This is a genomic window from Leucobacter japonicus, from assembly GCF_001273855.1.
Classification (GTDB): domain Bacteria; phylum Actinomycetota; class Actinomycetes; order Actinomycetales; family Microbacteriaceae; genus Leucobacter; species Leucobacter japonicus.
In genome coordinates this window covers 53,159-79,715 of sequence record NZ_JHBX01000077.1, presented here as the reverse complement: position 1 = coordinate 79,715, position 26,557 = coordinate 53,159, and the positions used below count along the sequence as shown (strand labels likewise).

The following is a 26,557-nucleotide window of genomic DNA, read 5'->3' as shown; positions in this document are numbered from 1 at the left end:
ATTCGCGGGCCGGGGCCTTTCTGTATTCGCGGTCGAACTCGACGGCGACAGATTAGTCCTTCTTCTGCCCGAGCTGATCGATGATCGTCTTGGCGACATCTTGCATGGTCAGACGACGATCCATCGACGCCTTCTGAATCCAGCGGAATGCCTCGGGCTCGCTCAGACCCATCTTGTCGTTCAAAATGCCCTTGGCGCGATCCACGAGCTTGCGGGTCTCGAAACGCTCAGCGAGATCGGCGACTTCGCTCTCCAGCGCCACGATCTGCTGGAATCGCGACAGGGCGATCTCAATCGCGGGGATCAGGTCGGCCGGGGTGAACGGCTTCACGACATAGGCGAGCGCGCCGGCTTCGCTTGCGCGCTCCACCAGCTCCCGCTGGCTGAACGCCGTGAGCAGCACGACCGGGGCCATGTGCGTCTTATTGATGCGCTCTGCTGCGGAGATGCCATCGAGCTGCGGCATCTTCACATCCATGACCACGAGGTCCGGGCGGAGCTCCTCGACGAGCTTGACGGCGGTCTCGCCGTCACCGGCCTCGCCGACCACCTCGAAACCGTTATCGCGCAGGGTCTCGACGATGTCGAGACGGATCAGGGATTCGTCTTCCGCAACGACAACGCGTCGCGGAGCGCTCGGTGCAGTGCTCTGGTCATTCACCCGTCCAGCTTACGACATTCACACTGCGGAATTCCGAAAAGCGGCTTGAATTCGAGGGTTCGCACCGAGGCCCACACGCACGGATGCCCCGCTGCGTGACGTGAGTCACTGCAGCGGGGCATCGAGTTCGTGCCGAATGCGGGACTTGAACCCGCACGCCTTTCGGCAACGCATTTTGAGTGCGCCGTGTCTGCCAATTCCACCAATTCGGCGAACTCCACCAGCCTAGCGCACAGTCAGGCGAAGGTTGCGCGCGACGCAGCCCCGATGGGCGCGTCGCGCGCTTTCGAACGGACTAGTTGCCGAACGTACGCGGACCAGCTTCGGGCAATTGCCCCGTCGATTCGCCCATGCGATGAATGCGAAGCGTGTTCGTCGTGCCGACCACTCCGGGAGGCGATCCGGCAATAATCAGGACCTTCTCGCCGAGCTCCGCACGTGAGTGTTCGAGCAACACCTTGTCGACCTGCTCGAACATCTCATCGGTGCTGCCGACGCGCGGCACCTCATAGCTCTGCGCACCCCAGGTCAGCTCCATGCGACGGCGCGTGCCCGGGTCAGGCGTGAAGCCGACGATCGGAATCGGGCGGCGCAATCGCGACATGCGACGCACGGTGTCACCGGACTCCGTGAAGACGCAGATGAAGCGGGCTCCGATGAAATCGGCGACCTCAGAAGCTGCGAGGGTGAGCGCACCGCCCTGGGTGCGGGGAGCACTCCCGAGAGGTTCGATGCGGCCGAGCGCGTGATCCTCCGTGGCCTCGATGATTCGCGCCATCGTCGAGACAGCCTGCACCGGGTACGCACCGACGCTCGTCTCGCCCGAAAGCATCACCGCATCGGCACCGTCGAGAACGGCGTTCGCGCAGTCCGAAGCTTCAGCTCGGGTGGGGCGCGGGTTCTCGATCATCGACTCGAGCACCTGGGTGGCCACGATGACCGGCTTCGCATTGCGTCGTGCGATCGACACTGCTTCAGCCTGCACCAGAGGCACCTGCTCAAGCGGCAGCTCGACTCCGAGATCGCCACGCGCCACCATGATGCCGTCGAAGGCTGCGACGATCTCTTCGAGGTGCTCGACCGCCTGCGGCTTCTCGATCTTGGCGATCACGGGCAGACGCACGCCGGCTTCGTCCATGATCTCGTGCACGCGCGTGATGTCGGCGGCGTCACGCACGAAGGACAGTGCAATGTAGTCGACGCCCAGCGCCAGCGCCCAGCGAAGATCTTCTTCGTCCTTATCCGAGAGCGCCGGCACATTGACGGCAACGCCCGGCAGGTTGATGCCCTTGTTGTTTGACACCTTGCCCGGAATTTCCACGGTCGTGTACACCGTGTCTTCAGTCACCTTGACCGCGCGCAGAGCGACCTTGCCGTCGTCGACGAGCAACGGATCTCCGGGGCGCACATCTCCGGGAAGCCCCTTGTGTGTCGTTCCACAGATCGTACGGTCGCCCACGATATCTCGGGTCGTGATCGCGAATTCGTCGCCGACCTCCAGCTCGTACGGACCATCGGCGAACACACCGAGGCGGATCTTCGGCCCCTGCAAGTCGGCGAGCACTGCGATGGGACGCTGCACCTCGGCCTCGGCGCGACGGATATTGCGATAGATGCCCTCATGCACGTTGTACGTGCCGTGAGACATGTTCAGTCGAGCCACGTTCACGCCGGCCTGGATCAGCGCGAGCGTGTGGTCGTAACTGGAAACAGCGGGGCCCCAGGTGGCGACGATCTTGGCGTGACGCATGCAGCGGTCTCCTTCGGTTAGTGAGTCTTACCGGGGGCGTCCGTCTCGGCTACCGGAGCGGCCTCGACGACGTCTTCGGCGTCAGATGGGGTGTCGACCGCGTCCGCGGCGTCGCTTTCGCTTGCGTCTCCACGATCGATGATGTGATAGAACTCGTCGGCGTTCGCCGTGTCCTGGAGCACCGTGTCGCTCGGGTTTCGACGCCCGGGCAGGTACACCGAGTTCTCGATACCGACGTGACGCTGACGGCGCACGATGAAGAGAATGAGACCGACCAGGATGGCGATCAGTGCTGCAAGGACATTGGTGCGGATGCCTAGGAAGAGCAGGCTCGGGTCCACGCGGAGCGACTCGGTGAACGAGCGGCCGATACCGTACCAGATGAGATACAGCGCGAAGAAGGTACCCCAGCGCGGACGCCACTTGCGCTCAATCGCGAGCAGCACGACGACACCGAGCAGGTTCCAGATCGCTTCGTAGATGAACGTCGGGTGGAACAGGGTCCCCTCCGGCAATCCGATGGGGAACGCAGCGTTGCTCGACTCGATCTCCAACCCCCAGGGCAACGTGGTCGGCCCTCCGAACAGCTCATGGTTGAAGTAGTTGCCGACACGACCCACCGCTTGCGCGATGAGCAGGCCGGGTACCAGTGCATCAGCGAACGACCAGAATCGGATTCCGGTGATGCGTGACGCGATTAGTACGCCGATGGCTCCGCCGATCAGCGCACCGAAGATGGCAATGCCGCCGTTCCAGAATGCGAAGATTTCGAGCGGATTCTTGCCTGCGCCAAAGTAATCGCCCCAGTGCGTCACCACGTGGTACAAACGCGCGCCGATGATGCCGAGGACCAGCGACCAGACGAGGAAATCGAACACTGCGCCGCGTTCACCTCCGCGCTGACCGAGGCGACGGGCAGTCCAGATCCCGGCGATGATGATCCCCAGAATGATGCAGAGTGCGTAGAAGTAGATCCGCAGCGGCCCGATCTGCAGATACTGCAGCTCCGGGCTCGGAATGCTCAACGGGAGAATCATTCACTCCTCTTTCGATCGCGGCGCGCTGCCGCGGGACTTCGATGGAAACCGCGCGGAAACGCCGTGCGGAAGACGGGTCAATCTTACCGCGCGGTGCCCGCAGCGATACTGCGCACCGTGTCGGCAAGCTGTGCCACGCCGCCGTCGCGCAGCGCGCGAACGAACGCTGTGCCGACGATCGCACCGTCAGCATAATCAAGCGCTGCGGCGACCTGTTCGGCCGTGGAAATACCGATTCCGACGCAGGCAATCTCTGCGCCCTGTTCGCGCAGTCGCTGGGTCAGCCCGCGAGCCGCCGCATCGAGCTGAGCGCGTTCACCCGTGATGCCCATGGTCGACACGGTGTACACGAATCCACGGCTCGACTCGCTGACGAGCGCGAGACGCGCATCGGTCGAGCTCGGTGCGGCGAGAAAGACGCGATCGAGCCCGTGCGCTTCGCTGGCTTCGATCCAGTCTGACGCGGAATCCGGAGTGATGTCGGGCGTGATGAGCCCGGCACCACCAGCAGCGGCCAGTTCCCGCGCAAAACGATCCACACCGTATTGCAGCACTGGATTCCAGTACGTCATGACGAGTACCGGAGTATCCACCGCTTCGCGAATGCGCCGAACGGCCTCGAAGACGTCCGAGAGACGGAATCCCTCAGCGAGCGCCGTCTGCGTCGCCTCTTGAATCACTGCTCCGTCCATCACTGGATCGGAGTACGGGACTCCCAACTCGAGCACATCAGCTCCACTGCGTGCCATGGCGATCGCCGCATCGATGCTCGTGTCGAGATCGGGGAAGCCAACGGGAAGGTAGCCGATCAAGGCTCCGCGGCGATCTTGCTGCGCCGCGCGAATCGCGCGCGCGACCTGTGATTCCGCCGCGCTCATCCGTCGACCTCCGGTCCGTTCTCGTCGAGAAGACCGAAGTATCGGCCAGCCGTCGCCATATCCTTATCGCCACGCCCGGAAAGACTGACCAAGACGATGCCGCCCTCGCCCAGCTCCGCGCCGATGCGCTGCGCGCCGGCGAGTGCGTGCGCCGACTCGATTGCGGGAATGATGCCCTCGGTGCGGCTCAGGAGCCGCAGTGCCTGCATCGCTTCGTCGTCGGTCGCCGGAATGTACTCGGCACGACCGATGTCGGCGAGCCACGCATGCTCCGGCCCGACACCGGGATAGTCCAGGCCCGCAGAGATCGAATGCGACTCGATGGTCTGCCCGTCCGCATCCTGCAGCACATAGGTTCGCGCACCGTGCAAGATACCGGGTCGACCGCGTTCGATCGATGCGGCGTGCTGTTCGGTATCGACGCCGTCTCCAGCTGCTTCAACGCCATACAAGCGAACATCGGCGTCGTCGAGGAACGCATCGAACATACCGATTGCGTTCGATCCGCCGCCCACGCACGCGACGACGGCATCAGGGAGACGACCGACGCGCTCGAGCAGCTGCGCGCGAGCCTCTTCGGAAATGATCTTCTGGAAGTCGCGCACCATCGCGGGGAACGGGTGCGGGCCCGCTGCCGTACCGAAGATGTAGTTGGTGCGATCCACACTCGCGACCCAATCTCGGTACGCCTCGTTGATCGCGTCTTTCAGCGTGCGCGAGCCGGTGCGCACCGGGATGACCTCGGCGCCGAGCAGGCGCATGCGAGCGACGTTCAGCGCCTGACGCTCGGTATCGACCTCGCCCATGTAGATCGTGCATTCGAGACCGAACAGCGCAGCGGCCGTGGCCGTGGCCACCCCGTGCTGCCCCGCCCCGGTCTCCGCGATGACGCGCGTCTTGCCGAGGCGCTTCGTGAGGAGCGCCTGTCCGAGCACATTATTGATCTTGTGTGAACCGGTGTGGTTGAGGTCTTCGCGCTTCAAGAAGACGCGTGCGCCTCCGGCATGCACGGCGAAACGGGGCACCTCGGTGATCGGAGACGGGCGGCCCGCGTACGAGAGCAGCAGCTCCGTGAGTTCGGCGCGGAACTCGGGATCTGCTTGGGCCGCGGCGTACGCCTCGGTCAACTCGTCGATGGCAGCGATGAGCGACTCGGGCATGTACCTGCCGCCGAATTCTCCGAAGAACGGGCCGTGCTGGTCGCGCAGGCTCGTCGTCGCCGGGTTCTGATCGGTCACAGTGTCCTCTACAGATTCAGTCAGACGCTGAGATAGGACTGCAGCGTAGCGATGGGGTCGCTCGTCACGAGCGCTTCGCCGACGAGCACCGCGTCGGCACCGGCTGAGCGATAGTGCTCGACATCTGCCACGTTGAGCACTGCCGATTCCGCAACCCGAGTCACTCCGGCGGGAATCTGGTCGGCCACACGGCCGAACAGATCGCGGTCGAGCTCGAACGTCCGGAGATCTCGGGCGTTGACTCCGATGAGCTGTGCACCGAGGTCGACCGCAAGGGCAACTTCGGTATCGCTGTGCGCTTCGACGAGCGGGGTCATGCCCAGTTCACGAATGAGGTCGTGCAGACGCTCGAGTCGGGGCTGCTCAAGCGCCGCGACGATGAGCAGCACGAGGTCAGCACCGGCTGCTCGCGCCTCGAACACCTGGTACTCGTCGCCGATGAAGTCTTTGCGCAGCACGGGAATGCTGATCGACTTGCGCACCGCTTCGAGGTCGGCGAGCGAGCCCTTGAACTTGCGCTCCTCCGTCAGCACGCTGACCGCGCTGGCACCACCGGCTTCGTACTGCGTCGCCAGGTCCTGAGGCTCAGGAATTTCGGCGAGATCACCGCGTGACGGGCTTGCGCGCTTCACCTCAGCGATGACCTTGATGTGATCGGCCGGTGCCAGTGCGGCGAGTGCGTCGAGGGCAGGCCGCGCGGCCAGCGCATCCGCCTCAACCTCGGCGAACGGTCGCGTCAGCTTCCGTGTCGCAGCGTCTTCGAGTGAACCTGCGAGGAGATCTTCGAGCACGTCAGTCGTGAGCCGGAGGGGTGAACTTCGGCCCGTTCACGCCGTAGCCGGCCTTGGAGAGAACCCACCCGAGCAATGCGCCCACCACGACAACGCCGACGCACACCCACACCATCAGTGCGTTGTGCAGGAAGAAGAAGACGGTGCCGGCAGCAATGCCGAGCAGCATCACCACGACCGCCGTCCATGCGGCGGGCGAATCGCCGTGACCGGGGTCTCCGTGCTGGGTACTCATGAATCTCCTCTGAACAGATTTCGACGGTTCCAGACTAGCGGAAATCAGAAGCACCGTTCGGCGCCTCCCCGGCGACATCGTCATCCGCCGCAGATTCCGCGTCTGTATCGGGGGTGCGGTCAGCATCGAGGTCTTCGTCGTCGCTCGGGTCGTCGCCGCCGGAGAGGGCATCCCAGTCGGAGATGCGATCCGGTTGACCTGCCGCAGTCGCAGCCGTCGGTGCCGACGCATCGTACTTGCGTCCACCGGTCACCCAACGGCCGCCCCAGACGACGACGGTCACCCCGAGCAGCGCGGCGATCACCCCCGCGGCGACGCACACCCAGACCCAGGCCGAAAGCTGGCTCCACACCACCAGTGACGTCGTATTCGCCCCAGTGATCCCCGTGAGTGAGGTAATTGTTCCCGTGATTGCCTCGAGCGGCCGCACGACGACACTGATGGTGAGCGCGGCGAGGCCCGCCCCGAGCAAGACGATCAGTGCACCCAGCACCCGCCGGAACACCCGGCCGGCAATCGTGAGGGCCAGCGCTGCGGCGAAGATTGCGATAGCAATGGGCGACACCGCGGAGTTCACATCATGCCCGGCGACGGATTCGAGGCTGTGGGTGCCGTCGAGCATGAATGAGATCCAGGTCTGCGATCCGGCAAGCAGTGCAAGCGCACCGGCCGCGGCCAGCCCGGTGATGGTCAACAACTTAGGCCGCATCGTGGGCCTCCCCCAACGCGTGCAGCGTGTTCGCGATGGCAATCGCCCGCAGCGGCGCCGCGGCCTTGCTGCGGCATTCGGCGTCCTCGGTCTCGGGTACCGAGTCGGCGACCACTCCGGCACCGGCCTGCACCATCGCGACACCGTCCTTGATTGTTGCCGTGCGGATCGCGATCGCGAGATCCGCGGCTCCGCCCAGCCCGAAGTATCCGACGACGCCGCCGTAGACGCCACGCTGCACGGGCTCGAGCTCATCGATGATCTGCAGTGCGCGCGGCTTGGGGGCGCCCGAGAGCGTGCCCGCGGGAAACGTGGCGCGGAATACATCGATCGGGTTCTGACCCGAGCGCGCTCGGCCTTCGACGCTCGACACGATGTGCATGATGTGGCTGAACCGTTCGATACGCATGAACTCGGTCACCTCGACCGACGAAGGCTCGCACACTCTGAGCAGATCGTTGCGCGCCAGATCGACGAGCATGAGGTGCTCTGCGCGCTCCTTGGCATCGGCGAGGAGATCTCGCTCGTGCTGCTGATCTTCTTCAACCGAGGCTCCGCGCGGCCGGGAGCCGGCGATCGGATGCGTCATGACGTGACCGTCCTCCTGCACCGTCACGAGGGCCTCAGGGCTCGAACCCACAACCGCGAACGGATGCCCTGCGGCATCTTCGAGCTGCAGCAGGTAGAGGTACGGGCTCGGGTTCAGATGGCGCAGTACCCGGTAGACGTCGAGTGGGGCTGCGGTGCACGGCTGGTCAAATCGCTGCGAGGGCACCACCTGGAAGATGTCGCCGTCGACGATGTACTGCTTGGCGGCTTCAACCGCCGCGACGTACTCCGGAGTCGACGTGAGACGCTTCGGGTCGGGGGCAGCATCACGATCCACGGAGTTCAACGGGGAAGCTTCAGGAGCGGCGAGCGCGTGCTGCAGCGCGTCGAGTCTCGCCTGCGCATCCGCCCACTGCGCGTCAGCGAGCGCACGGTCGTCGTTCGCATCTGACGGTGCGGGATCGCCGAGCGCGGCATCGTGCAGCACGTTGGCGAGCAGTACCACGCTCCCCTCGCGGTGGTCGATGACGACGAGCTCGGAGACGAAGCTGAGCCCCTGCGTCGGCAAGCCCGGCCCGTCGACGGGGCCGTGCTCGAGCTTCTCGAACTGGCGCACCGTCTCCCACCCGAGGTACCCGACGAATCCGCTCGCGAGCGGCGGCAGCCCCTCTACCTGCGGCGACCTCCAGCGCTCGTAGACCGCGCTCAGCGCCTCGACCGGGGCCAAGTCACTAATACCGCCGGGAAGCAGTCGCTCCTCCGATACTTCACCACCGTCGGCCGGCGACCAGTGTGCACGACCGCCGCGCTCACCGAGCACACCGAAGCTGCCGGCGCCCACGAAACTGAACCGCGTCCAAACGCCGCCCTGCTCGGCCGATTCCAGCAAAAAGGTTCCTGGGCGCGAGCCCGCAACCTTCCGGTAGATGCCGACCGGTGTATCTGCGTCGGCGAACACTTCGCGGCACACCGGAATCACTGCGTGGGAGGCGCGCGCGGCGTCGAACGCGGCGCGCGAGGTCGTCAAGCTCACCGTGTCAGCCTACCGCGCGTCGGATGTGAGCCTGGAGCCGCAGAAGCCCTCGGCGACTCAATTTTCGGTGTCGCTCAGTCGTCGACAGGGTCGCCGACGAGCGCTGTGATCTCACGATCATCGAAGCAGGTGCGCGTGCCGGTGTGGCACGCCGCACCGATCTGGATCACCCGCACGAGCAGGGTGTCGCCGTCGCAGTCCATCGACACGCCGCGCACGTACTGTCGGTGCCCCGAGGTGTCGCCCTTGCGCCAATACTCCTGCCGTGAGCGCGACCAGAAGGTGACCCGGCCCGTCGTGAGGGTGCGCCGCACGGCTTCGCGGTCCATCCAGGCGAGCATGAGCACATCGCCGTTGGCGTCGTCTTGGATGATCGCCGGCAACAGGCCGTCGGCCCCAAACACCAGATCTGCGGGTACGGGATCGATCGCGGTCATGATGCCCGCTCAGCATCGCTCAGGCGCACCTCGTGCCCCGCATCCGCGAGTGCGCGCTTCACTTCCCCGATGGTGAAGGTCCCGTCGTGGAAGACGGACGCGGCGAGTACGGCGTCGGCTCCCGCATCGACAGCAGGGGCGAAGTGCTCGAGCGCCCCTGCGCCGCCGGAGGCGATCACGGGTACCGGTGAGATGTCGCGCACGAGTCGGGTGAGCTCGAGGTCGAAGCCCGCGAGCGTGCCGTCCGCATCCATCGAGTTGACGAGCAGTTCACCTGCGCCGCGCTCGACTGCCTCGCGGCACCAGGCGAGCGCGTCTATATCGGTCTCGCGCTTGCCGCCGTGCGTGGTCACCACGAAGCCCGAGGGCATGCGTTCGCTCCGCTTCACGTCGAGCGACAGCACGAGCACCTGAGCCCCGAATCGATCGGCGATCTCGCCGATCACTGCGGGTCGGGCAATTGCGCCACTGTTGATGCCCACTTTGTCGGCGCCGACGCCGAGCAGACGCGCCACGTCGTCGACGCCGCGCACGCCACCGCCAACGGTCAGCGGAATGAACACCTGTTCAGCTGTGCGCTGCACGACGTCGTAGGTGGTCGATCGGTCGTCAACGGTCGCGGTGACGTCGAGGAACGTGAGCTCATCAGCGCCTTGCGCCGCATATCGTGCGGCGAGTTCGACCGGATCACCGGCGTCGCGGAGGTTGAGAAAGTTGACCCCTTTGACGACGCGCCCGCCGGCGACGTCGAGACACGGGATCACACGGGTTGCGATGGACATGATGCTCCGCTCAGAGTCGCGCGGCGTGAATGGCGGTCACGAGGATCGCGCGTGCGCCGAGGTCGTAGAGGCGGTCCATGATCTGGTTCGCGTCGTCCGATCGCACCATGACGCGCACGGCCACCCAGCGCTCGTCTTTCAGTGGCGATACGGTCGGCGATTCGATACCACCGGCGATGCGCGTCGCCTCCTCGAGCTGCTCGACCGGCAGGTCGTAATCCATGATCACGTACTTCCGCGCCACCAAGACGCCGCGCAGTCGACGCAGCAGGCGTTCGATGTCGGCGTGCTGTTTCGGGCCGCCGATCAGCACCGCAGTGGATTGGAGAATCACCGGGCCAAAGATCTCCAACCCGGCCGCCCGCAGTGTGGCACCCGTCGAAACGACGTCGGCAACGGCGTCGGCAACACCGAGCTCCACCGCCGATTCGACTGCGCCGTCGAGTTTGACGAGTTCAGCGATGACGCCGCGCTCGCGCAGGAAGTCGTCGACGAGCTTGGTGTAGCTGGACGCCACCCGGCGGCCGGCGAGGTCAGCGAGCTCGGTGATACCGCTCCCGGCAGGCGCGGCGAACCGGAACGTCGAGTCCGCGAATTCGAGCTCTTCGATCTCGGTCGCGCCAGAACCAGAGTCGAGCAGCAGATCACGCCCGGTGATGCCGACGTCGAGCGCGCCCGAACCGACGTAGGTCGCGATGTCCTTCGGACGGAGGTAGAAGAATTCCACCTGATTGCGCGTGTCGGCGTGTACGAGCTTGCGGCTGTCGGAACGCCCCGTGTAGCCGGCCTCCGCGAGCATCTCGGCGGCGGTCTCGGAGAGCGAGCCCTTGTTGGGAACTGCGATGCGAAGCATGGTGCGTGGAAATCCTTCCGTGCGGCCGGTTCTGCCGGCCAAGAGTGAGAGGTCAGCGGCGAGCATCGGCGCTCGGGAGTCCCGGCGCGCCGATGCTACAGATGCGCGTAGACGTCTTCGAGGGTGAGGCCCTTTGCGAGCATCAGCACCTGCAGGTGGTACAGCAGCTGGCTGATCTCTTCCGCGCAGTCTGCGTCGGATTCGTACTCGGCAGCCATCCAAACCTCGGCGGCTTCCTCGACGATCTTCTTGCCGATCGTGTGCACGCCGGCATCCAGGCGCGCGACGGTGTCGCTGCCTTCGGGGCGGGTGGCCGCCTTCTCGCTGAGCTCGGCGAACAGCACCTCGAACGATTTCACGGGACTAGCCTACCGGGTTTCGGCGGGGTGCCGGATCGCACCGTCGCTCTCGACTCAGTGCGTGTGGGCGGATGCGGCGGCTCGCAGCTCTGCGATTCGTGCTTCCGGGACGCCTCCGTACACGGCAGAACCCGCGACGAAGGTATCCGCTCCGGCTTCCGCGGCGACCCCGATCGTCTCGGTCGTGATGCCACCATCGACCTGCAGCCAGACATCGAGGCCGAGCCGCCGCTTGGCGTCGGCGAAGCGACGCAGCTTCGGCATCATGTCGGGCATGAACGATTGCCCGCCGAAGCCAGGCTCCACGGTCATGATGAGGACCTGGTCGAACTCAGGAAGCAACTCGAGGTAGGGCTCGGGGTCGGTGCCCGGCTTCAGCGCGATACCGGCTCGGGCGCCGCGCTCGCGCAACGCGCGTGCGAGCGAGACGGGGTCTGCCGCGGCCTCCGCGTGGAAGGTGACCGAGTAGGCCCCGAGCTCCGCGTAGGCGGGCGCCCAACGATCCGCGTCCGAGATCATGAGGTGCACGTCGAGTGGAACGGGCGATACCGCTTGAATGCGCTCGACGATTGGCGGGCCCATGGTGAGGTTCGGAACGAAGTGATTGTCCATGACATCGACGTGCACGAGGTCGGCAGAACGAATCGCCTCCAGCTCGGACTGCAGGTTGACGAAGTCGGCGGACAGGATGCTCGGGTTGATGCGCTGCGCGGTCACGGGAACAGCCTACGGCCTCCCAACGACGCGGACTCCGACGCTCTAGTCTGGAGCCATGACGGACCCCGAGGACGCGCATCCGCTGCTGCCCGATGAGCCGCAGCCGACCTCCGCTGCTCCCCCGGGGTTGCTGCCTCCGCCTGGGCTCGCACCGTCTCCGGGGCTGACCCCGCCGTCGTTCGGGCCACCGCCCGGCCTGACAATGCCGCCCGGGATGGGTTCGCCCGGGCCAGGCGCTGCCCCGGCGCTGCCCGAGACTCCCGCGATGCCCGACCTCCCGTCGGCTGACCCGTCGTTCCTTGCCGTCGATCCCGAGTTGCAGCCCGCGGTGACGGCACCTCCCGAGGTTCCCGTCGCACCACCGCATCCCGAGCCCGTGCGCGCGGACTTCGCCCATGCGAATCCGTCACCCGCTCAGCCCGCACCGGGCACACCGGTCGCGCCTGCGGCTCCCGCAGCATGGTCTCCCCCTTCGAATGCCGCCAAGCCCCCCGCACCCCCCGCTGCGAAGGGCACGGGCAAAGCCGGCTGGGGCGCCCTCATCGGTCTCGGTATTGTGGCGATCTTCATGGTGATCGGATTCGCCTCGTCGAATGGTGACCCGTCAGACGAGGCGCCGAGCGACCTTGAGCTGAGTGCGAGCGACACAGCAGTGTCCTATCTCACCGCGCTGGCGAATGGCGATGGCGCCACGGCCCGGGAGTTCGCCGGTGTCGACGGCCTCGAGCCGCTGCTCACCGACGAAGCGCTGCGGGACGCGATCGACGCCGCTCCAATCACCGATATCGAGGTGCTCGACGAGCGCGACTCGGATGACCTCGGTGACCGGGTCGTGACGGTCGCATACGAGGTCGGGGATGTCGCGGTCACCCGAGAATTCTCGTTCTGGGAATTTCCCGATTCCTGGCTGATGACGAACGGGACCGTGCACCTGTACACCGGGGCGTTCGAGGGGATGGATCTGCGCATCGGCGGCGCCGCCCCGGAAGACAGCGCGTTAGAGGGGTTCCCGATCGCATATCCCGTCGAGTTCAGATCGGACTGGTTCGAACTGTCGACGGGCACGGACCGACTGGTGCTCGCGGACGACTCTGCGCTTACCGAGTTCGCGGCTGCGACTCCGGTGCTCTCAGACGCTGGCGTCGCAGAGTTCCGCCGTCTCGTCACCGCGTCGCTCACGGAGTGCCTCCCGGCGCAGACCCTGGAGACGAGCTGCGGCATGTCAGTGCAGCGCACGTTCTCTGAAGGATGGACAGCCGTCGACGGCACCGTGACTCGAACGCTGCAGGCCGGGGTCGACGACCGGTTGGCTGCGATGATTCCCGATCCGGATTACGGCACCCCCACCCGGGTGACGACTTATGAATGGATCGCCGCCGACATCGCGTTGGACGTGTCGCGATCGGGCGAGGTGGCGCGAGCCGATCTTGAGTACGGCGAGGAAGCCCTGCAACCCTACGTCGACTTCAGCAGCGCCTCGCCCACACTTACGTGGGAGTGACGGCGCCCGCACCCGGAACGGGCGGGACCTCGCCGGTGCCCGTCGATCCGTCGGAATCGTGCGCGTTCGGCACCGGAACGGCCGCATAGCTCCGCGACAGCACCCGATAGGAGCGAGTCAGAAACGCCCCGAGACCGAGGAGCACCATCGCGACGCCCGCCCACACGAAGATGAGGGCGATGCCGCGACTCTGGCCGTCGCCGAGCAACCACCCCCAGTCTGCGGCTCCTGCAGGCTCGCGCATGTAGGGCACGATCCAGAACTCGGCGATGGGCGCGATGAGCAGCGAAGTGATTGGAGCTGCGGCCGCTTCGAAGGTCATTGCAAGCCCGAACACACGGCCTTGTTTCTCGAACGGCACGACGCGTTGGATCACGGTTTGCTCCGCCGCTTCGACGGCGGGCATCAGTGCCATGAACACCCAGATTCCCGCGATGAACAGCCAGGGCCACTCGCGCAGGGTGAAGCCGATTCCGAGCACCCCGAGCAGGATCACGAGCACGAGCATGGTGCGGATCGGATTCTTCCCGAGGCCGAACTTTGCCACCGCGAGGCCGCCGACGATGAATCCGGTCGAGGCGAGCCCGAACACCATCCCCCACACCTCGACGGGGAACATCTCGAGCCCGTACGGATCGAGCAGCGCCATGAACACCCCTCCCGAGAGGTTGTTTAGCGTCGAGAAGAACACGAGTGCCAGCAGTCCCGGCACTGCGAGCATCGCAGCCATGCCTCCCCGAAAATCGACGGCGCTGCGGGTGGGATCGGGCACGATCTCGGGTTCGGGGATGCGGAGCGCGAGGAGATGCAGGATCGGCGCGCCCACGCAGACCGTCGCGATGATGATCGTGCCGCCCATGCCGAGCAACCCGACCGACAACCCGCTGAAGACGCTGGTAGCGATGAATGCCAAGCCCTGAACGGTTCCGACGAGGCCATTCGCATTGGCGTGCTTCTCGACCGGAACCAGCAGCGTCACCGTCGTGGCCAGCGCGAGGTTGCGCAGCAGTTCGACCACGCACCCCGCAAGCACGACGAGGGTGAACACCCAGAACCAGGGCCGGTCGAGTCTCAGCAGTTCCGGGCTCGGCACGGCGAAAAAGATGGCGCACCCGACTCCGAACGCCGCGAGCGACGACCACGCCGAGATGAGCATCACGCGGCGCTTGCGCAGTCGGTCGACCAGTGACCCGAACCACATCGAGCACACCGCCAGCATGATCATGTACACGCCGCCGAGCACACCGGTCGCCAAGATACTTCGGGTCTCCAGATACACCCAGAAGACGACGGCGAACCAGAGGAAGTTGGTCGTCAGGTTGGCCACGGCAGTATTGACGAGCACGTGGGCGAACGTGCGCGAGCCACCGACCGGCGGTGCGATCGGCACCGGCGGCCGCCCTGCCTCCGGGCCCAGATTCGTGGTCATGGCCTCAGGCTAGACGTGACCGCCGACATCCGCTAGATCCTCGTCGTGCAAGCATCACCGGACCGATGCCGCAGACCAGTCGTCAGCGCCGTTCGAGCAGCGCGATAAACATCGCGTCCGTGCCGTGCCGGTGCGGCCAGAGCTGCGCGCTCAGCGTCTCCCCCGGAAAGTCGATCGCTCCCTGGGCCACGGCGGCTACGGCGTCGCGCGCGCTGCGCTCGACGAGCTCGGGGTGTCGTCGGAGCAGACGATCAACGGTGACCCGGGTTTCAGCCAGATGCGGAGAGCACGTGACATACGCGAGCAACCCGCCGGGTGCGAGGTGATCCGCCGCCGCGTCGAGCAGCTCGCCCTGCAACTGCGTGAGCTCGGGCAGATCCGATGGCTGCTTGCGCCAGCGCGCCTCTGGCCGACGGCGCAGCGCACCGAGACCCGAGCAGGGAGCGTCGACGAGGATCCGATCAAACGTCGCGCCCGAAGACGAGCCGAAGGCTGCCTCCGAACGGCCGTCGTGCGAGACGACCTCGACGGCCTCCGCAACTCCGGTCACGGATCGGCGCACGAGCTCGGCCCGGTGTTCCGATACTTCGTTCGCGCGCACCGTCGCGCCGCCCGCATTGGCTTCGGCACCCAGCACGGCAGTCTTTCCGCCGGGCCCGGCGCACAGGTCGAGCCAGCGCTCCCCCGATTGCACCGGGCGGGCCCGGGTGAGCGCGAGCGCAGCGAGCTGCGAGCCCTGATCCTGCACCCGCGCGAACCCGGACCGCGCTCCGGTCTCCTCGATCGCGCGTGCCGGATCGCCGCCGCCAACTTCGAGCCCGAGCGGCGAGGGGCCGGTGAACGTGAGTTCCACCCGGTTGTCGCGGTCGGCGATGTCTTCCGGCGCGACACCGGCACCTGGCAGCACCGCCAGGCTCACCCGCGGCGCGACGTTGTCCGCGGCGAGCAGGTCCTCGAGCTCATCCCGCCGTCCTTCGGCGTGCAGCGCATCGCGCACGGCGCGGATCACCCAGGCGGGGTGCGAGGACTGAGCGGCCAGTGCGTCGTCGGCGTTCCGCGCGTTCTCAGCGATGCGCGTATCCCACTCGGCAGACTCGGTGCGCCCGATCGTGCGCAATACTCCATTCACGAATCCCGCGGCGGCACGGTTGCCGACGCGCCGCTGCAGCTCGACGCTCTCGTTCACCGCGGCGTGGGCGGCGGTGCGCATGCCGAGCAGTTGATGCGCGCCGAGTCGAAGCACATTGCGCGTACGGCTATCGATCCGTTCGATCTCGCGCCGAGCCGCGAGCTCGATGATGCGGTCGTAGCGGCCGCGCCAGCGCAGGGCACCCGCCGCAAGCTCGGTCGCGAGACCCGCATCGCGCGCGTCGAGCCCGGCTTCGCGGATGCGCGCTGGCAGCGCCAGGTTCGCATAGGCATCGCGATCCTCCACATCGCGCAGCACATCGTAGGCGACGAGTCTCGGCTTCGAAATCGCACTCATGACACCACCGCCTCTCCGTCGCGGCCGCGCAACCATGCGGCGCCATCCATCGCGGGCTTGCCGGCCGGCTGCACGCGCTCGAGTACCAGTGCGCCGTCGACGAGCTGCACCACGGCCTCGCCGTCCGCGAGCACCACCTGGCCAGCCACCGCGCCGGGCAGAGCCTCAGCACGACGCACCACGTGCAGCTTCAGCGGCGCCTCGTCATGGAGCACGAATGCTCCCGGCTCGGGCGTCATGCCGGCCCATGTGGCCAACACCTCGGAGGTCGGCCGTGAGAGGTCGAGACGGCCGTCGTCGCGCGACAGTTTGTGCGCGTAGCTCGCCTCGCCCTCCTGCGGTTCCCCGGCTTCGGCGTTCTTTGCGAGCAGCGCCACCGCGTCGACCAATGCCGCCGTGCCGAACGACGCGAGATCGGTGAGCGCCGCTCCGGCGGTCGTGCCCTCGGGCACCTCGCGAGCATCGCGCGTGAGCACGTCCCCGGCATCGAGCGCCTCCACGAGACGGAACACCGTGACGCCGAGCCGCTGCTCGCCCGCGGCGAGTGCGCGCTGCACGGGAGCTGCGCCGCGCCACTGCGGCAGTGCGGAAAAGTGCAGGTTGATCCAACCGTGTACGGGGGTCTCGAGCAGCGGGGTGCGCACGAGCCCGCCGTAGGCCACGATCACACCGAGTTCGGGCGTGAAACCCGCCACCCACTCGGTCGCCGCGGCATCCAAACGATTCGCCTTCAGCACAGGAATGCCGAGCTCGTCGGCCGCCGCCGCCACGGGCGACGGAGTGAGCACGCGCTTGCGGCCCAGAGGTGCGTCGGCGCGGGTAATGACCCCCACCACGTCATGACCGGCGGCGACGAGCGCTTGCAAACTCGGAACGGCGAACTCGGGAGTGCCCGCGAAGACGATACGCATTCGACCATTCTCCCACCTGACTCGGGCTCGTGTGGCCCGCTGCGATCCTGCTATGCTCCCCGTATGCGTACCGTGCAGCAGTGGTGGACCGCCTAGGCGGTCTCCCTCTCGTGCGCATGCACACCGACACCGCCTCTCGAGGGCGGTGTTTTTTCGTCTCCGAGTGGCGCAATGAAGCAAAGGACCACCCATGACTCAGACCTCCCCCTACCGTGCCGATGCCGAAGGCAATTTCGGTGAGTTCGGCGGCGCAGAACTGCCGCCGTTCCTCGCCGGACCGATCGCCGAGGTCGCCACGGCCTACGCCGAGGCGATGCAGGATCCGGATTTCCAGGATCAGCTGCAGGCGCTCCTGCGCACCTACGTCGGTCGCCCCTCGCTGCTCTACTTCGCCGAAAATCTCACCCGGAGGCTCGGCGGCGCAAAGATCTACCTCAAGCGCGAAGACCTGAACCACACCGGGGCCCACAAGATCAATCACTGCCTCGGCGAGGCGCTGCTCGCCAAGCGAATGGGCAAGACCAAGGTCATCGCCGAAACGGGTGCCGGTCAGCACGGCGTCGCGCTTGCGACCGCGGCCGCGCTCGTCGGGCTCGAGTGCGAAATCCACATGGGTGCGATCGACGTTGAGAAGCAGCACCCGAACGTCGTACGCATGGAACTGCTCGGCGCGAAGGTCGTCGCCGTCGAAGCAGGCGGTCGCTCGCTGAAGGAGGCCGTCGACTCGGCATTCGGCGTCTACGCGGCATCTCCCGACGAGTACTTCTTCGCCATCGGCTCCGTGGTCGGGCCGCATCCTTACCCCTCGATGGTGCGCGACTTCCAGTCGGTCGTGGGCCGCGAAGCCCGCGCACAGATTCTCGAAGCCGAGGGCAAGCTGCCCGATGTGCTGGTCGCCGCGGTCGGCGGCGGGTCGAATGCGCTCGGCCTGTTCGACGCGTTCCTCGAAGATGAGTCGGTACGCATTCAGGGCGTCGAGCCCGCCGGTGAGGGGCTCGAGGGCGACCGTCACGCCGCGACGATGACGCTCGGCACGCCGGGCACGCTGCACGGCATGCGTACCAAGGTGCTGCAAACCGAATCGGGAGAACCATCACCCGTCCACTCGATCGCTTCGGGGCTCGATTACCCGGGAGTCGGACCGCAGCACGCCCACCTCGAGCAGCTCGGGCGCGTCGAGTACGTGTCGGTGACCGATGAGGAGACGCTCGCCGCGTTCCAGACGCTCTCGAAGGTGGAGGGCATCATTCCGGCGCTCGAGTCTTCGCACGCACTCGCGCAAGTCATCAAGCTCGCCCCGACGCTGCCCGAGGGCGCGGTCATCATCGCGAACCTGTCGGGGCGCGGCGACAAAGACGTGGACTTCGTCGCGGAGCGCCTGCGCGACGCCGCAGCGGTCTGAGTCGCACGACGCGGCCGACCTAGCCGTCGAAGACGCCGCGATCGTCGAAGCGCAGACGGAGCGCTTCAGGGCGTGCCCGCCCTGGAGCGCTGCCGCGCGTGCGCGAGGCCGAGCCGGCGGCATCGGCGACGAGTGCGCCGCGCAGGCGGCTTGCGACCTCTGCACCGTGACCGTATTCGAACCGAACGATGGCGCGCACCAAGCCCGCCGGCGTCTTCGCAAGGCCTCCCGCGGGCACCTGCGTCGGCCCGAGATGATCGGTTCCCGGAACCTCCGCGAGTTGCAGCAGCGCGCGCTCGACCTCGTCGGGCCCGCCGCTGACGCTCGCCACGCGCACCGCCGGCGGATACCGCAAGGCGTGGCGGTCCCGCAGCTCGCCGTGCAGCCACTCCTCCGTGCGCCCGGTCACGAAGGCACGCACCACCGGACCCCCACCCGAAGCCATGAGGCAGACGCCGTCTGCTGCGGTGAGGGCTGCAGCGTTCTCCCACCAGCGCAGACAGTCTTCGCCTGCCCGGAGGGTTTCGATGCTGAGCAGGCGTTCGGCATCGAGCAGTACGACTGCGCGGTAGCCCCCCGCGGCCAGCGGCTCGGCGCCGCGCGTTGCGACGACGATAGCGGGTCGAGCGTCGACGCGTTCCCGCGGATGGTCTCCGTCACTGAGCAGCACGCGCGCGCCGGCGAACTGCCGTTCGAACTGTTCGACGGTGCGCCCGGATCCCATACCGCGCTCAACGAGCGTGCGCCCGTCGCACGTGCGGCACTGCCAGCGAGCCGGGTGCTCCCCGCACCAGCGGCACGATGCTCGACCGATCGCTCGGAAGCCGATCGGTCCCGCACAGACCTGGCATCGAGCCAGGTCGCCGCACTCGGCGCACACCGCGACCGGGGCGTAACCCGGCGTGGCGACCTGCACGAGCACCGGTCCGCTCCGCAACCCTTCGCGGATCGTGCGCGCGGCGAACTCGGGGACGCGGCCCGCAAACGCGTCGGGCGCCAACGACGCGTCGGCATGCTGGATGCGGGCGCGCCGCGGCGGGTTGCGCTGCGCTCGCACGTAGCCCAGGTCGACGAGTCGTTGCACCTCGGCGCTGCGCGTGTGCCCGGCGAAGAACAGCCCGGCACCGGTCTGCTCGGCACGCACGAGGGCGGCGTCTCGCGCGTGCACGTAGGGGGTCAAGGGTTCGGCGAGCACGGGGTCGCCGTCGTCCCAGATGAGGATCGCCCCGAGTTCGTGGGCTGGCGCGTATCCGGCAGAGCGGTTACCGAGAATGATGCGGGGTTCGGCGTCGAGCGCGCGGAGGAACCCCGCGTAGCGCTCGCCATTCGACTGACGCGAATCGACCCGCACCACGTGCTCGTGCCCGAATGCGGCGAGTGCATCGCGCAGTTGGTCGAGGTCGCGATAGTCAGGCGCAATGATGATCACGCTGCGCCGTGACTCGTACACCGCGAGTGCAATGCGTGCCAGCTGCCCGGCCCACCCGCCGACCCACTCCCCCGTGTGCAGCCGCTCGGGACCGTGCGACGCGGTCAGCGCAAGACGTGCGCCGGCGGTGAGCTGTTCGGCGATGGTGTGCTCCGCCGACTGCGCGACGTCGTCGGCGATCGCGGTCGCCGTGATCGCTTCCGCCTCGGCCGGATCGACGCCATCGGTCTCCGGGCTCTCCAAGACCTCAGGGGCTTCCCTGGATTCCGCGTCTGCCGAATGCTCTGCGCCCGAACGCTTCGACTCCGGGGCCGACGCTGCCGCCAAGTGCTGCTTCTCGACGCGCACTTGGCGCGTGGGAATGGCAAGCCGCAGGATGTCACCCGCCGAGCCTCCCGCGCGATCGGCGACCGCTCGAGCCAGGCGCCAGACTTCCGGGGTCAGCTGGGGTACGGGAGTGACGAGATCGGCGACGGGCGACAGCTCGCCGCCGAAGTCGCTGCGCTCGGAGAACCCGACGACGAACCCGAATGTCTTGCGCTCTCGCGAGCGGAACGGCACGCGTACGCGTTGCCCCACGCGAATCTCGTCGGCAAGCTCGGGCGGCACCGCATAGTCGAAGAGGTGATCGAGTTGTGGAAGAGCGGAGTCGAGCAGGATCTGCGCGATGGGTCGGCCCTGTGCCCCTTCAGCCCGTTCATACCCCGACCATCCGCGTGCGGAGACCGGTGACGCGCTTGACGCCATACGCGTGCCTAGAGCCCGGCGGCGGCCCGCAGCTCTGCGACGCGCGGGGTAGCCTCCCAGGTGAACTCGGGCAGTTCGCGGCCGAAGTGCCCGTACGCGCTCGTCTTCGCGTAGATCGGGCGCAGCAGTTCGAGATCACGGATGATGGCGAGGGGTCGCAGGTCGAAGGTCTCGCGCACGGCGCGCTCGATGCGGTCGAGCGGCACCGTCTCCGTGCCGAAGGTCTCGACGTAGAGACCGACCGGGTGGGCACGACCAATCGCGTACGCCACCTGCAGTTCCGCGCGCGAGGCCAGCCCGGCGCGCACCACGTGCTTCGCGACCCAGCGCATCGCATACGCGGCAGAACGGTCGACCTTCGACGGGTCCTTGCCACTGAAGGCGCCACCGCCGTGTCGGCTCGCACCGCCGTAGGTGTCGATGATGATCTTTCGGCCGGTGAGCCCGGCGTCGCCCATCGGGCCGCCGACGACGAACGGGCCGGCCGGGTTGATGAACAGGTCGGCGTCTGCACTCGAGAGTTCGACGCGCTCGAGCACCGGACGAATGACGAGGCGTTCGATCGCGTCACGGAGCGCGGGCTGCGTCAGATCGGCGTGATGCTGCGTCGAGACCACGACGGCTTCGACACTCGCGGCACGGTCTCCGTCGTACCCGATCGTCACCTGCGTCTTGCCGTCGGGGCGCAGCTCGGGCAGCTCACCGCTCTTGCGCACCTCGGTGAGGCGCTCGGCCAGGCGATGCGCGATCCAGCTGGGAAGCGGGTGGAGCTCCGGCGTCTCGTCCGTGGCGAACCCGAACATGATGCCCTGGTCACCCGCGCCCTGACGGCTCAGCGCGTCGTCGTCACCTGAACCGCTGCGCACCTCGAGCGACGTGTCGACACCGCCGGCGATATCGGGCGATTGCTGGCCAATCGACACAGAAACACCGCAGGACGACGCGTCGAACCCCATTTCGGAGCTGGTGTAGCCGATCTCACGCACGGCGTTGCGCACGAGCTGCGGGATTTCGACGTACCCCGTCGTGGAGACCTCACCGGCAACGTGCACCAAGCCCGTGGTCACGAGCGTTTCGACGGCGACGCGAGCGCCCGGGTCTTGCGCGAGCATCGCGTCGAGGATCGTATCCGAGATGCGGTCGCAGATCTTGTCGGGGTGCCCCTCGGTAACGGACTCTGAGGTGAACTGACGCAACGACACGGGTCTCCTAGAACTGCGATGACGGGGCGGAAATACATCCACCAGATGAAAAAACGCCGGTGGCGTCGGACCCTTTCAGGGTATCCGACGCCACCGACATTGCTGAGCCGCATCACTCAAGATTGCAGAGCACAGCGAAAGATTGCGGCTGCAATCGCGACTTACGCCTCTTCGTCGAGCTCCGGCGTGGCCTCAGCGCGCCGGGTCATCGTGAGCTTGCCCTCGACGATCTCGTGCAGGGCGATCGAGAGCGGCTTGTCGTCGACCGACGAATCGACCAGCGGGCCGACGTTATCGAACAGATTGCCGTCGTGCAGATCGGTGTAGTAGTCGTTGATCTGACGGGCACGCTGCGAAGCGAAGACCACCAGGGCGTACTTCGAATCGACCTTCTCGAGCAGATCGTCGATGGGCGGGTCGATGATGCCGTTGGGGTTGGCCATTACACACTCCTCTTGTTGACCGTCCTATCCTACCCGAGGAACGAGGGATTCGCTGGACGCGCAACTCGACTACCCCAGAAGCGAGCGCACCAGCACATGCCCGCGCGCCGCGGTGAGACGCGTCCACGTCAGCGAACGCGCAATGTGGACCGGCGCGTCATCACCGAGAAACCCCAGCGTCTCGGCGGCGAATGCGGCCGCTGCCGGCACACCGGGCGCCATCTCCAACCCCCACACCGTTGCTCGAACGCGGTGCACCACAGCTTCGCCGGGATCGGCGGGCAGCGCCGCGGCCACGCGGTCGATTCCCTCGAGTGCAACCCGGCGCACCGACGCCGCGTCCAGCGAACCGGCCGGGATCCAGCCCGAGGTGGGCGGCAGTACGCCGGCCCATGCCGCCATCGGGCTCGGAACCGGCAGTTCCAATTCACGGCCGATGAACCCGAGTCGGGCAATGCGATCGAGCAGCGCGCGCGCCTCGACCGTGGTGTCGACATCTGGCTCCGTCGACGTTGCCAGAGCGAACGCACGCATAACGAGCACCACTGGCACCGGATCGGTGATCCCGCGCGGCGCCTGCGTGCACCCGAACACCGCGAGCGCAGTCCCCCGCGACACGATCCGCACCTCGGGTTGACCCGCGCGCAGGAGTCGTTCGAGAAAGATCTTCAGGTCGTCGCGTGTCGCCGCATCGGCGAGCGAAAGGGTCGCAGGCATCGCTGCCGAGTCTAGTCCGCGCAGGCCAGAGCACCCCGGCCGCAGCCCTAGACTGGGGCCATTCCAGTCCGCGCGCACACGACGGAGGCTTCCATGACCGCATCACCGAACCTGCTTGAGATGCTCACCGTGCTCGATTCGGGCGCACGCACCCGTGAGAACATCCTGACCGGCCCGCCGCTGCCCACCCCGCACGGGCGATCCTTCGGTGGACAGGTGCTCGGTCAGGCGATCGCCGCTGCCGGCACGACGGTCCCCGACGATCGACACATCCACTCGATGCACGGCTACTTCCTGCGCCCGGGCGATAGCGACGAGCGTATGACTTTCGAAGTCGACCGCCTCCACGATGGGCGCTCGTTCTCGACCCGACGCGTGCAGGCCTATCAGCACGGCGAGGCGCGCATGTCGATGATCTCTTCGTTTCAGACCCCGGATGCGGGTGTGGAGCACCAGCAGACGATTGATCTTGCGACGGTTCCCGACCCGGACACGTTGCCGACCGTCTGGGAAAAGTACGGCCACCTCGGCGGCGATGGGCGTGCCTCGTGGGTACTCAACCGACCGTTCGACTTTCGCTACGCCGAGTCAGACATCATCCTGCGCGTTGCCGAGCGCACCTCGACGCAACGCGTCTGGATGCGCAGCCGCGAAGCATTCGACGCGTCACCGCTTCTCAATGCCGCGGCACTCGCCTTCGGCAGCGACTACCTGCTGCTCGAACCGGTGGCGCGACAGCACGGCATTCCGTGGGCCACACCGGGGATGCGGGCGGCGAGCCTCGACCATGCCATGTGGTTCCACCGCCCGTTCCGGGTCGACGAGTGGTTGCTCTACGAGCTCGATTCGCCGACCTCACAGGGCGGTCGCGGGCTCGCGCATGGCCGCTTCTTCGATCGTGACGGCAACCTGGTGGCAAGCGTGGCGCAGGAGAGCATGATCCGGCTGCCCGGCCAGGAGTAAGCCGAAAAACCGCGCTCAGCCGCGCCGCATGCGCAGCGGCTCGTCCATCCAGGGTTCGACCGACGCTCGACCGACCTCAGAGAGACGCACCGGACGCAGCGTCACCCCGTCGACGATGACGATGTGGGAGATCGCCTTCGCGACGACCGAGCGTTCGGCAGCCGCGCCATCGACGATTTCGTAGTGGACTTCAAGGCTCGAACCCCCGAGCTTGCCGATCCACAATTCGACGGTGATCGGGCGCTCCGAATACTCGAGCACGCGGGTGTACTCGATCTGTTGGCTCGCCACGAGCATCTTCGGGCCGTTCGGATCGTCGCCCCGGAAATGAAGCTCCATTCCAGTGCGCTCGCGCCCCGACCCCAGCCAGAAGGTGCGCACGCGAGCCTCCTCGAGAAATCGCGCGAATGCGACGTTGTTCACGTGCCCGTAGGCGTCTTGATCGCCCCAGCGCAGTTCCATATCGACGCGTGTCCGTGCCATGAGTGATCCCCTCTCACCTCGCCGCGCTGCCGCCCGCGAGGCGAACGATGTGCGCCCCCAGCAAGCGAGGCGCGGCTCCCAATCGGGAGCCGCGCCTCGCTGCGGTTCAGTCGCGCGTGAGCTTGCGGTAGGTGACCCGCGACGGCTTCGCCGCGTCGGCACCGAGGCGCTCGACCTTGTTCGCCTCGTAGGCCTCGAAGTTGCCCTCGAACCAGTACCAGCTCGCGGGGTTCTCCTCGGTGCCTTCGTAGGCGAGGATGTGCGTCGCGATGCGATCCAGGAACCACCGATCGTGCGTGATGACGACCGCGCAACCCGGGAACTCGAGCAGCGCATTCTCGAGGCTCGTGAGCGTCTCGACGTCGAGGTCGTTGGTCGGCTCGTCGAGGAGCAGCAGGTTGCCGCCCTGCTTGAGCGTCAACGCCAGGTTCAGGCGGTTGCGCTCGCCACCGGAGAGCACGCCGGCCGGCTTCTGCTGATCCGGGCCCTTGAATCCGAAGGTCGAGACATAGGCGCGCGACGGGATCTCCACGTTGCCGACTTTCATGTAGTCGAGGCCCTCGGAGACCACCTCCCACACGGTCTTCTTGGGATCGATGCCGCCGCGGGTCTGATCGACGTAGCTCAGCTTGACCGTCTCACCGATCTTGAGCTCGCCGCCGTCGAGCGGCTCCATGCCCACGATCGTCTTGAAGAGCGTCGTCTTGCCGACACCGTTCGGGCCGATGATGCCCACGATGCCGTTGCGCGGCAGCGAGAACGACAGGCCGTCGATCAAAGTGCGGCCGTCGAACCCCTTGTTCAGGGACTTCGCCTCGAGCACGACGTTGCCGAGACGCGGTCCGGCGGGAATCTGGATCTCCTCGAAGTCGAGCTTGCGCGTGCGCTCGGCCTCCGTCGCCATCTCTTCGTAGCGGGCCAGACGGGCCTTCGACTTCGCCTGGCGTCCCTTGGTGTTCGAGCGCACCCACTCGAGTTCCTCTTTCAGGCGCTTCTGCAGCTTCTGGTCCTTCTTGCCCTGGACCTCGAGACGCGCGGCCTTCTGCTCCAGGTAGGTGGAGTAATTGCCCTCGTACGGATACAGGCGACCGCGGTCGACCTCGCAGATCCACGTGGCGACGTGATCCAGGAAGTACCGGTCGTGGGTCACGGCCATGACCGCACCCGGGTACTTTGCGAGGTGTTGCTCGAGCCAGAGCACGCTTTCGGCGTCGAGGTGGTTCGTCGGCTCGTCGAGGAGCAGCAGGTCCGGCTTCTCGAGCAGCAGCTTGCAGAGCGCGACGCGGCGCTTCTCACCCCCCGAGAGATTCGAGATGATGGCGTCAGCCGGCGGGCAGCGAAGTGCGTCCATGGCCTGCTCGAGCTGGTTGTCGAGATCCCAGCCGTCGACCGCGTCGATGGCTTCCTGGAGCTCGCCCATCTCGGGCAGCAGCGTGTCGTAGTCAGCGTCGGGGTTGGCCATTTCGGCCGAGATCTCGTTGAAGCGATCGAGCTTGCCCTTGATTTCGGCAACGCCCTGCTGCACGTTCTCGAGCACCGTCAGGTGCTCATCGAGCTCCGGCTCCTGCATCAGGATGCCGACAGAGTACCCGGGGGTCAGGATCGCGTCACCGTTCGACGGGGTATCGAGCCCCGCCATGATCTTCAGAATCGTGGACTTACCGGCCCCGTTCGGGCCGACCACACCGATCTTCGCGCCCGGCAGGAACGCCATGGTCACGTCATCGAGGATCACCTTGTCGCCGTGCGCCTTGCGCGCGCGAACCATCTGGTAAATGTACTCAGCCATAGACACTTTCGGGCGCGAAGGCGCCC

26 protein-coding genes and 1 tRNA gene are annotated in these 26,557 nt (G+C 66.7%); 3 read left to right on the top strand and 24 right to left on the bottom strand.

What is annotated here, in order from left to right; translation table 11 throughout:
• Positions 1-52 precede the first annotated feature (52 nt).
• The 15 genes from AMS67_RS01530 to rpe form a co-directional block, all read right to left on the bottom strand.
• Positions 53-661, bottom strand: coding sequence for an ANTAR domain-containing response regulator (locus AMS67_RS01530; protein WP_053385798.1), 609 nt, complete (start codon positions 659-661; stop codon positions 53-55).
• A gap of 130 nt (positions 662-791) precedes the next feature.
• Positions 792-873, bottom strand: a tRNA-Leu gene (locus tag AMS67_RS01525).
• Between the two features lie 83 nt (positions 874-956).
• Positions 957-2,411, bottom strand: coding sequence for a pyruvate kinase (gene pyk, locus AMS67_RS01520; protein WP_053385797.1), 1,455 nt, complete (start codon positions 2,409-2,411; stop codon positions 957-959).
• 17 nt (positions 2,412-2,428) lie between these two features.
• On the bottom strand, positions 2,429-3,448 hold the full coding sequence (gene lgt / locus AMS67_RS01515) for a prolipoprotein diacylglyceryl transferase (RefSeq protein WP_082305215.1): 1,020 nt from the start codon (positions 3,446-3,448) through the stop codon (positions 2,429-2,431).
• An 83-nt stretch (positions 3,449-3,531) separates the two neighbouring features.
• The gene (gene trpA, locus AMS67_RS01510; RefSeq protein ID WP_053385796.1) at positions 3,532-4,326 is read right to left on the bottom strand and encodes a tryptophan synthase subunit alpha; all 795 of its coding nucleotides are present in this window, start codon (positions 4,324-4,326) and stop codon (positions 3,532-3,534) included.
• Entirely contained in the window at positions 4,323-5,564 is a 1,242-nt protein-coding gene (gene trpB / locus AMS67_RS01505) for a tryptophan synthase subunit beta (protein WP_075201172.1), read from the bottom strand. The genes trpA and trpB (AMS67_RS01505) overlap by 4 nt, the downstream gene beginning before the upstream one ends.
• Before the next feature lie 20 nt (positions 5,565-5,584).
• Positions 5,585-6,355: an indole-3-glycerol phosphate synthase TrpC gene (trpC, locus tag AMS67_RS01500; protein WP_053385795.1), complete on the bottom strand. Its 771-nt coding sequence runs from the start codon at positions 6,353-6,355 to the stop codon at positions 5,585-5,587.
• 1 nt (position 6,356) lies between these two features.
• Complete coding sequence (locus AMS67_RS01495) at positions 6,357-6,590, bottom strand: HGxxPAAW family protein (RefSeq protein WP_053352940.1); 234 nt, start codon at positions 6,588-6,590, stop codon at positions 6,357-6,359.
• A gap of 34 nt (positions 6,591-6,624) precedes the next feature.
• The gene (locus tag AMS67_RS01490) at positions 6,625-7,299 is read right to left on the bottom strand and encodes a Trp biosynthesis-associated membrane protein (protein WP_082305214.1); all 675 of its coding nucleotides are present in this window, start codon (positions 7,297-7,299) and stop codon (positions 6,625-6,627) included.
• Positions 7,289-8,881 (bottom strand): anthranilate synthase component I, encoded by a 1,593-nt coding sequence (locus AMS67_RS01485; RefSeq protein ID WP_053385794.1) that lies wholly within the window; start codon positions 8,879-8,881, stop codon positions 7,289-7,291. The genes AMS67_RS01490 and AMS67_RS01485 overlap by 11 nt, the downstream gene beginning before the upstream one ends.
• A gap of 74 nt (positions 8,882-8,955) precedes the next feature.
• Complete coding sequence (gene hisI / locus AMS67_RS01480) at positions 8,956-9,318, bottom strand: phosphoribosyl-AMP cyclohydrolase (RefSeq protein WP_053385793.1); 363 nt, start codon at positions 9,316-9,318, stop codon at positions 8,956-8,958.
• Complete coding sequence (gene hisF / locus AMS67_RS01475; protein WP_053385792.1) at positions 9,315-10,100, bottom strand: imidazole glycerol phosphate synthase subunit HisF; 786 nt, start codon at positions 10,098-10,100, stop codon at positions 9,315-9,317. The genes hisI and hisF overlap by 4 nt, the downstream gene beginning before the upstream one ends.
• A gap of 10 nt (positions 10,101-10,110) precedes the next feature.
• Positions 10,111-10,953, bottom strand: coding sequence for an ATP phosphoribosyltransferase (hisG, locus tag AMS67_RS01470; RefSeq protein ID WP_053353536.1), 843 nt, complete (start codon positions 10,951-10,953; stop codon positions 10,111-10,113).
• 95 nt (positions 10,954-11,048) lie between these two features.
• Positions 11,049-11,312 (bottom strand): phosphoribosyl-ATP diphosphatase, encoded by a 264-nt coding sequence (locus tag AMS67_RS01465; RefSeq protein ID WP_053352935.1) that lies wholly within the window; start codon positions 11,310-11,312, stop codon positions 11,049-11,051.
• A gap of 54 nt (positions 11,313-11,366) precedes the next feature.
• Positions 11,367-12,029 (bottom strand): ribulose-phosphate 3-epimerase, encoded by a 663-nt coding sequence (rpe, locus tag AMS67_RS01460; protein WP_053385791.1) that lies wholly within the window; start codon positions 12,027-12,029, stop codon positions 11,367-11,369.
• Positions 12,030-12,084: 55 nt separating this feature from the next.
• On the opposite strand from rpe, the gene AMS67_RS01455 reads away from it, so the two are divergent.
• A complete protein-coding gene (locus AMS67_RS01455; protein ID WP_156316489.1) occupies positions 12,085-13,530 on the top strand; it encodes a hypothetical protein in 1,446 nt (481 codons plus the stop codon).
• On the opposite strand, the gene AMS67_RS01450 is transcribed toward AMS67_RS01455, so the two are convergent.
• The 3 genes from AMS67_RS01450 to AMS67_RS01440 all read right to left on the bottom strand — a co-directional run bounded on the left by AMS67_RS01450 (position 13,517) and on the right by AMS67_RS01440 (position 17,356).
• The gene (locus tag AMS67_RS01450; RefSeq protein ID WP_082305213.1) at positions 13,517-14,959 is read right to left on the bottom strand and encodes an MFS transporter; all 1,443 of its coding nucleotides are present in this window, start codon (positions 14,957-14,959) and stop codon (positions 13,517-13,519) included. The two genes, AMS67_RS01455 and AMS67_RS01450, sit on opposite strands and share 14 nt — an antisense overlap.
• 82 nt (positions 14,960-15,041) lie before the next feature.
• Complete coding sequence (locus AMS67_RS01445; RefSeq protein ID WP_082305212.1) at positions 15,042-16,445, bottom strand: RsmB/NOP family class I SAM-dependent RNA methyltransferase; 1,404 nt, start codon at positions 16,443-16,445, stop codon at positions 15,042-15,044.
• Positions 16,442-17,356, bottom strand: a complete 915-nt coding sequence (locus AMS67_RS01440; protein WP_053385788.1) for a methionyl-tRNA formyltransferase — start codon at positions 17,354-17,356, stop codon at positions 16,442-16,444. Before AMS67_RS01440 ends, AMS67_RS01445 begins: the two co-directional genes overlap by 4 nt.
• A 190-nt stretch (positions 17,357-17,546) precedes the next feature.
• On the opposite strand from AMS67_RS01440, the gene trpB (AMS67_RS01435) reads away from it, so the two are divergent.
• Complete coding sequence (trpB, locus tag AMS67_RS01435; protein WP_053385787.1) at positions 17,547-18,758, top strand: tryptophan synthase subunit beta; 1,212 nt, start codon at positions 17,547-17,549, stop codon at positions 18,756-18,758.
• 19 nt (positions 18,759-18,777) lie between these two features.
• Here the strand turns inward: trpB (AMS67_RS01435) and AMS67_RS01430 are convergent, their stop codons facing one another.
• The 4 genes from AMS67_RS01430 to AMS67_RS01415 form a co-directional block, all read right to left on the bottom strand.
• Positions 18,778-20,934 carry a primosomal protein N' family DNA-binding protein gene (locus tag AMS67_RS01430; protein ID WP_053385786.1) on the bottom strand — a complete coding sequence of 719 codons (2,157 nt, stop codon included), beginning with the start codon at positions 20,932-20,934 and terminating at the stop codon, positions 18,778-18,780.
• 8 nt (positions 20,935-20,942) lie between these two features.
• The gene (metK, locus tag AMS67_RS01425; protein WP_053385785.1) at positions 20,943-22,136 is read right to left on the bottom strand and encodes a methionine adenosyltransferase; all 1,194 of its coding nucleotides are present in this window, start codon (positions 22,134-22,136) and stop codon (positions 20,943-20,945) included.
• 161 nt (positions 22,137-22,297) lie between these two features.
• Complete coding sequence (gene rpoZ / locus AMS67_RS01420; RefSeq protein WP_053352927.1) at positions 22,298-22,579, bottom strand: DNA-directed RNA polymerase subunit omega; 282 nt, start codon at positions 22,577-22,579, stop codon at positions 22,298-22,300.
• 69 nt (positions 22,580-22,648) lie between these two features.
• Positions 22,649-23,296 carry a DUF8185 domain-containing protein gene (locus tag AMS67_RS01415; RefSeq protein ID WP_053385784.1) on the bottom strand — a complete coding sequence of 216 codons (648 nt, stop codon included), beginning with the start codon at positions 23,294-23,296 and terminating at the stop codon, positions 22,649-22,651.
• 93 nt (positions 23,297-23,389) lie between these two features.
• Here AMS67_RS01415 and AMS67_RS01410 point away from each other — a divergent pair, with 93 nt between their 5' ends.
• On the top strand, positions 23,390-24,259 hold the full coding sequence (locus AMS67_RS01410; RefSeq protein ID WP_053385783.1) for an acyl-CoA thioesterase: 870 nt from the start codon (positions 23,390-23,392) through the stop codon (positions 24,257-24,259).
• 15 nt (positions 24,260-24,274) lie between these two features.
• Here AMS67_RS01410 and AMS67_RS01405 read toward each other — a convergent pair whose 3' ends face one another.
• Together AMS67_RS01405 and ettA are read right to left on the bottom strand one after the other, a co-directional pair.
• Positions 24,275-24,742, bottom strand: coding sequence for an acyl-CoA thioesterase (locus AMS67_RS01405; RefSeq protein ID WP_053385782.1), 468 nt, complete (start codon positions 24,740-24,742; stop codon positions 24,275-24,277).
• Between the two features lie 106 nt (positions 24,743-24,848).
• Positions 24,849-26,531, bottom strand: a complete 1,683-nt coding sequence (ettA, locus tag AMS67_RS01400; RefSeq protein ID WP_053385781.1) for an energy-dependent translational throttle protein EttA — start codon at positions 26,529-26,531, stop codon at positions 24,849-24,851.
• Positions 26,532-26,557 lie beyond the last annotated feature (26 nt).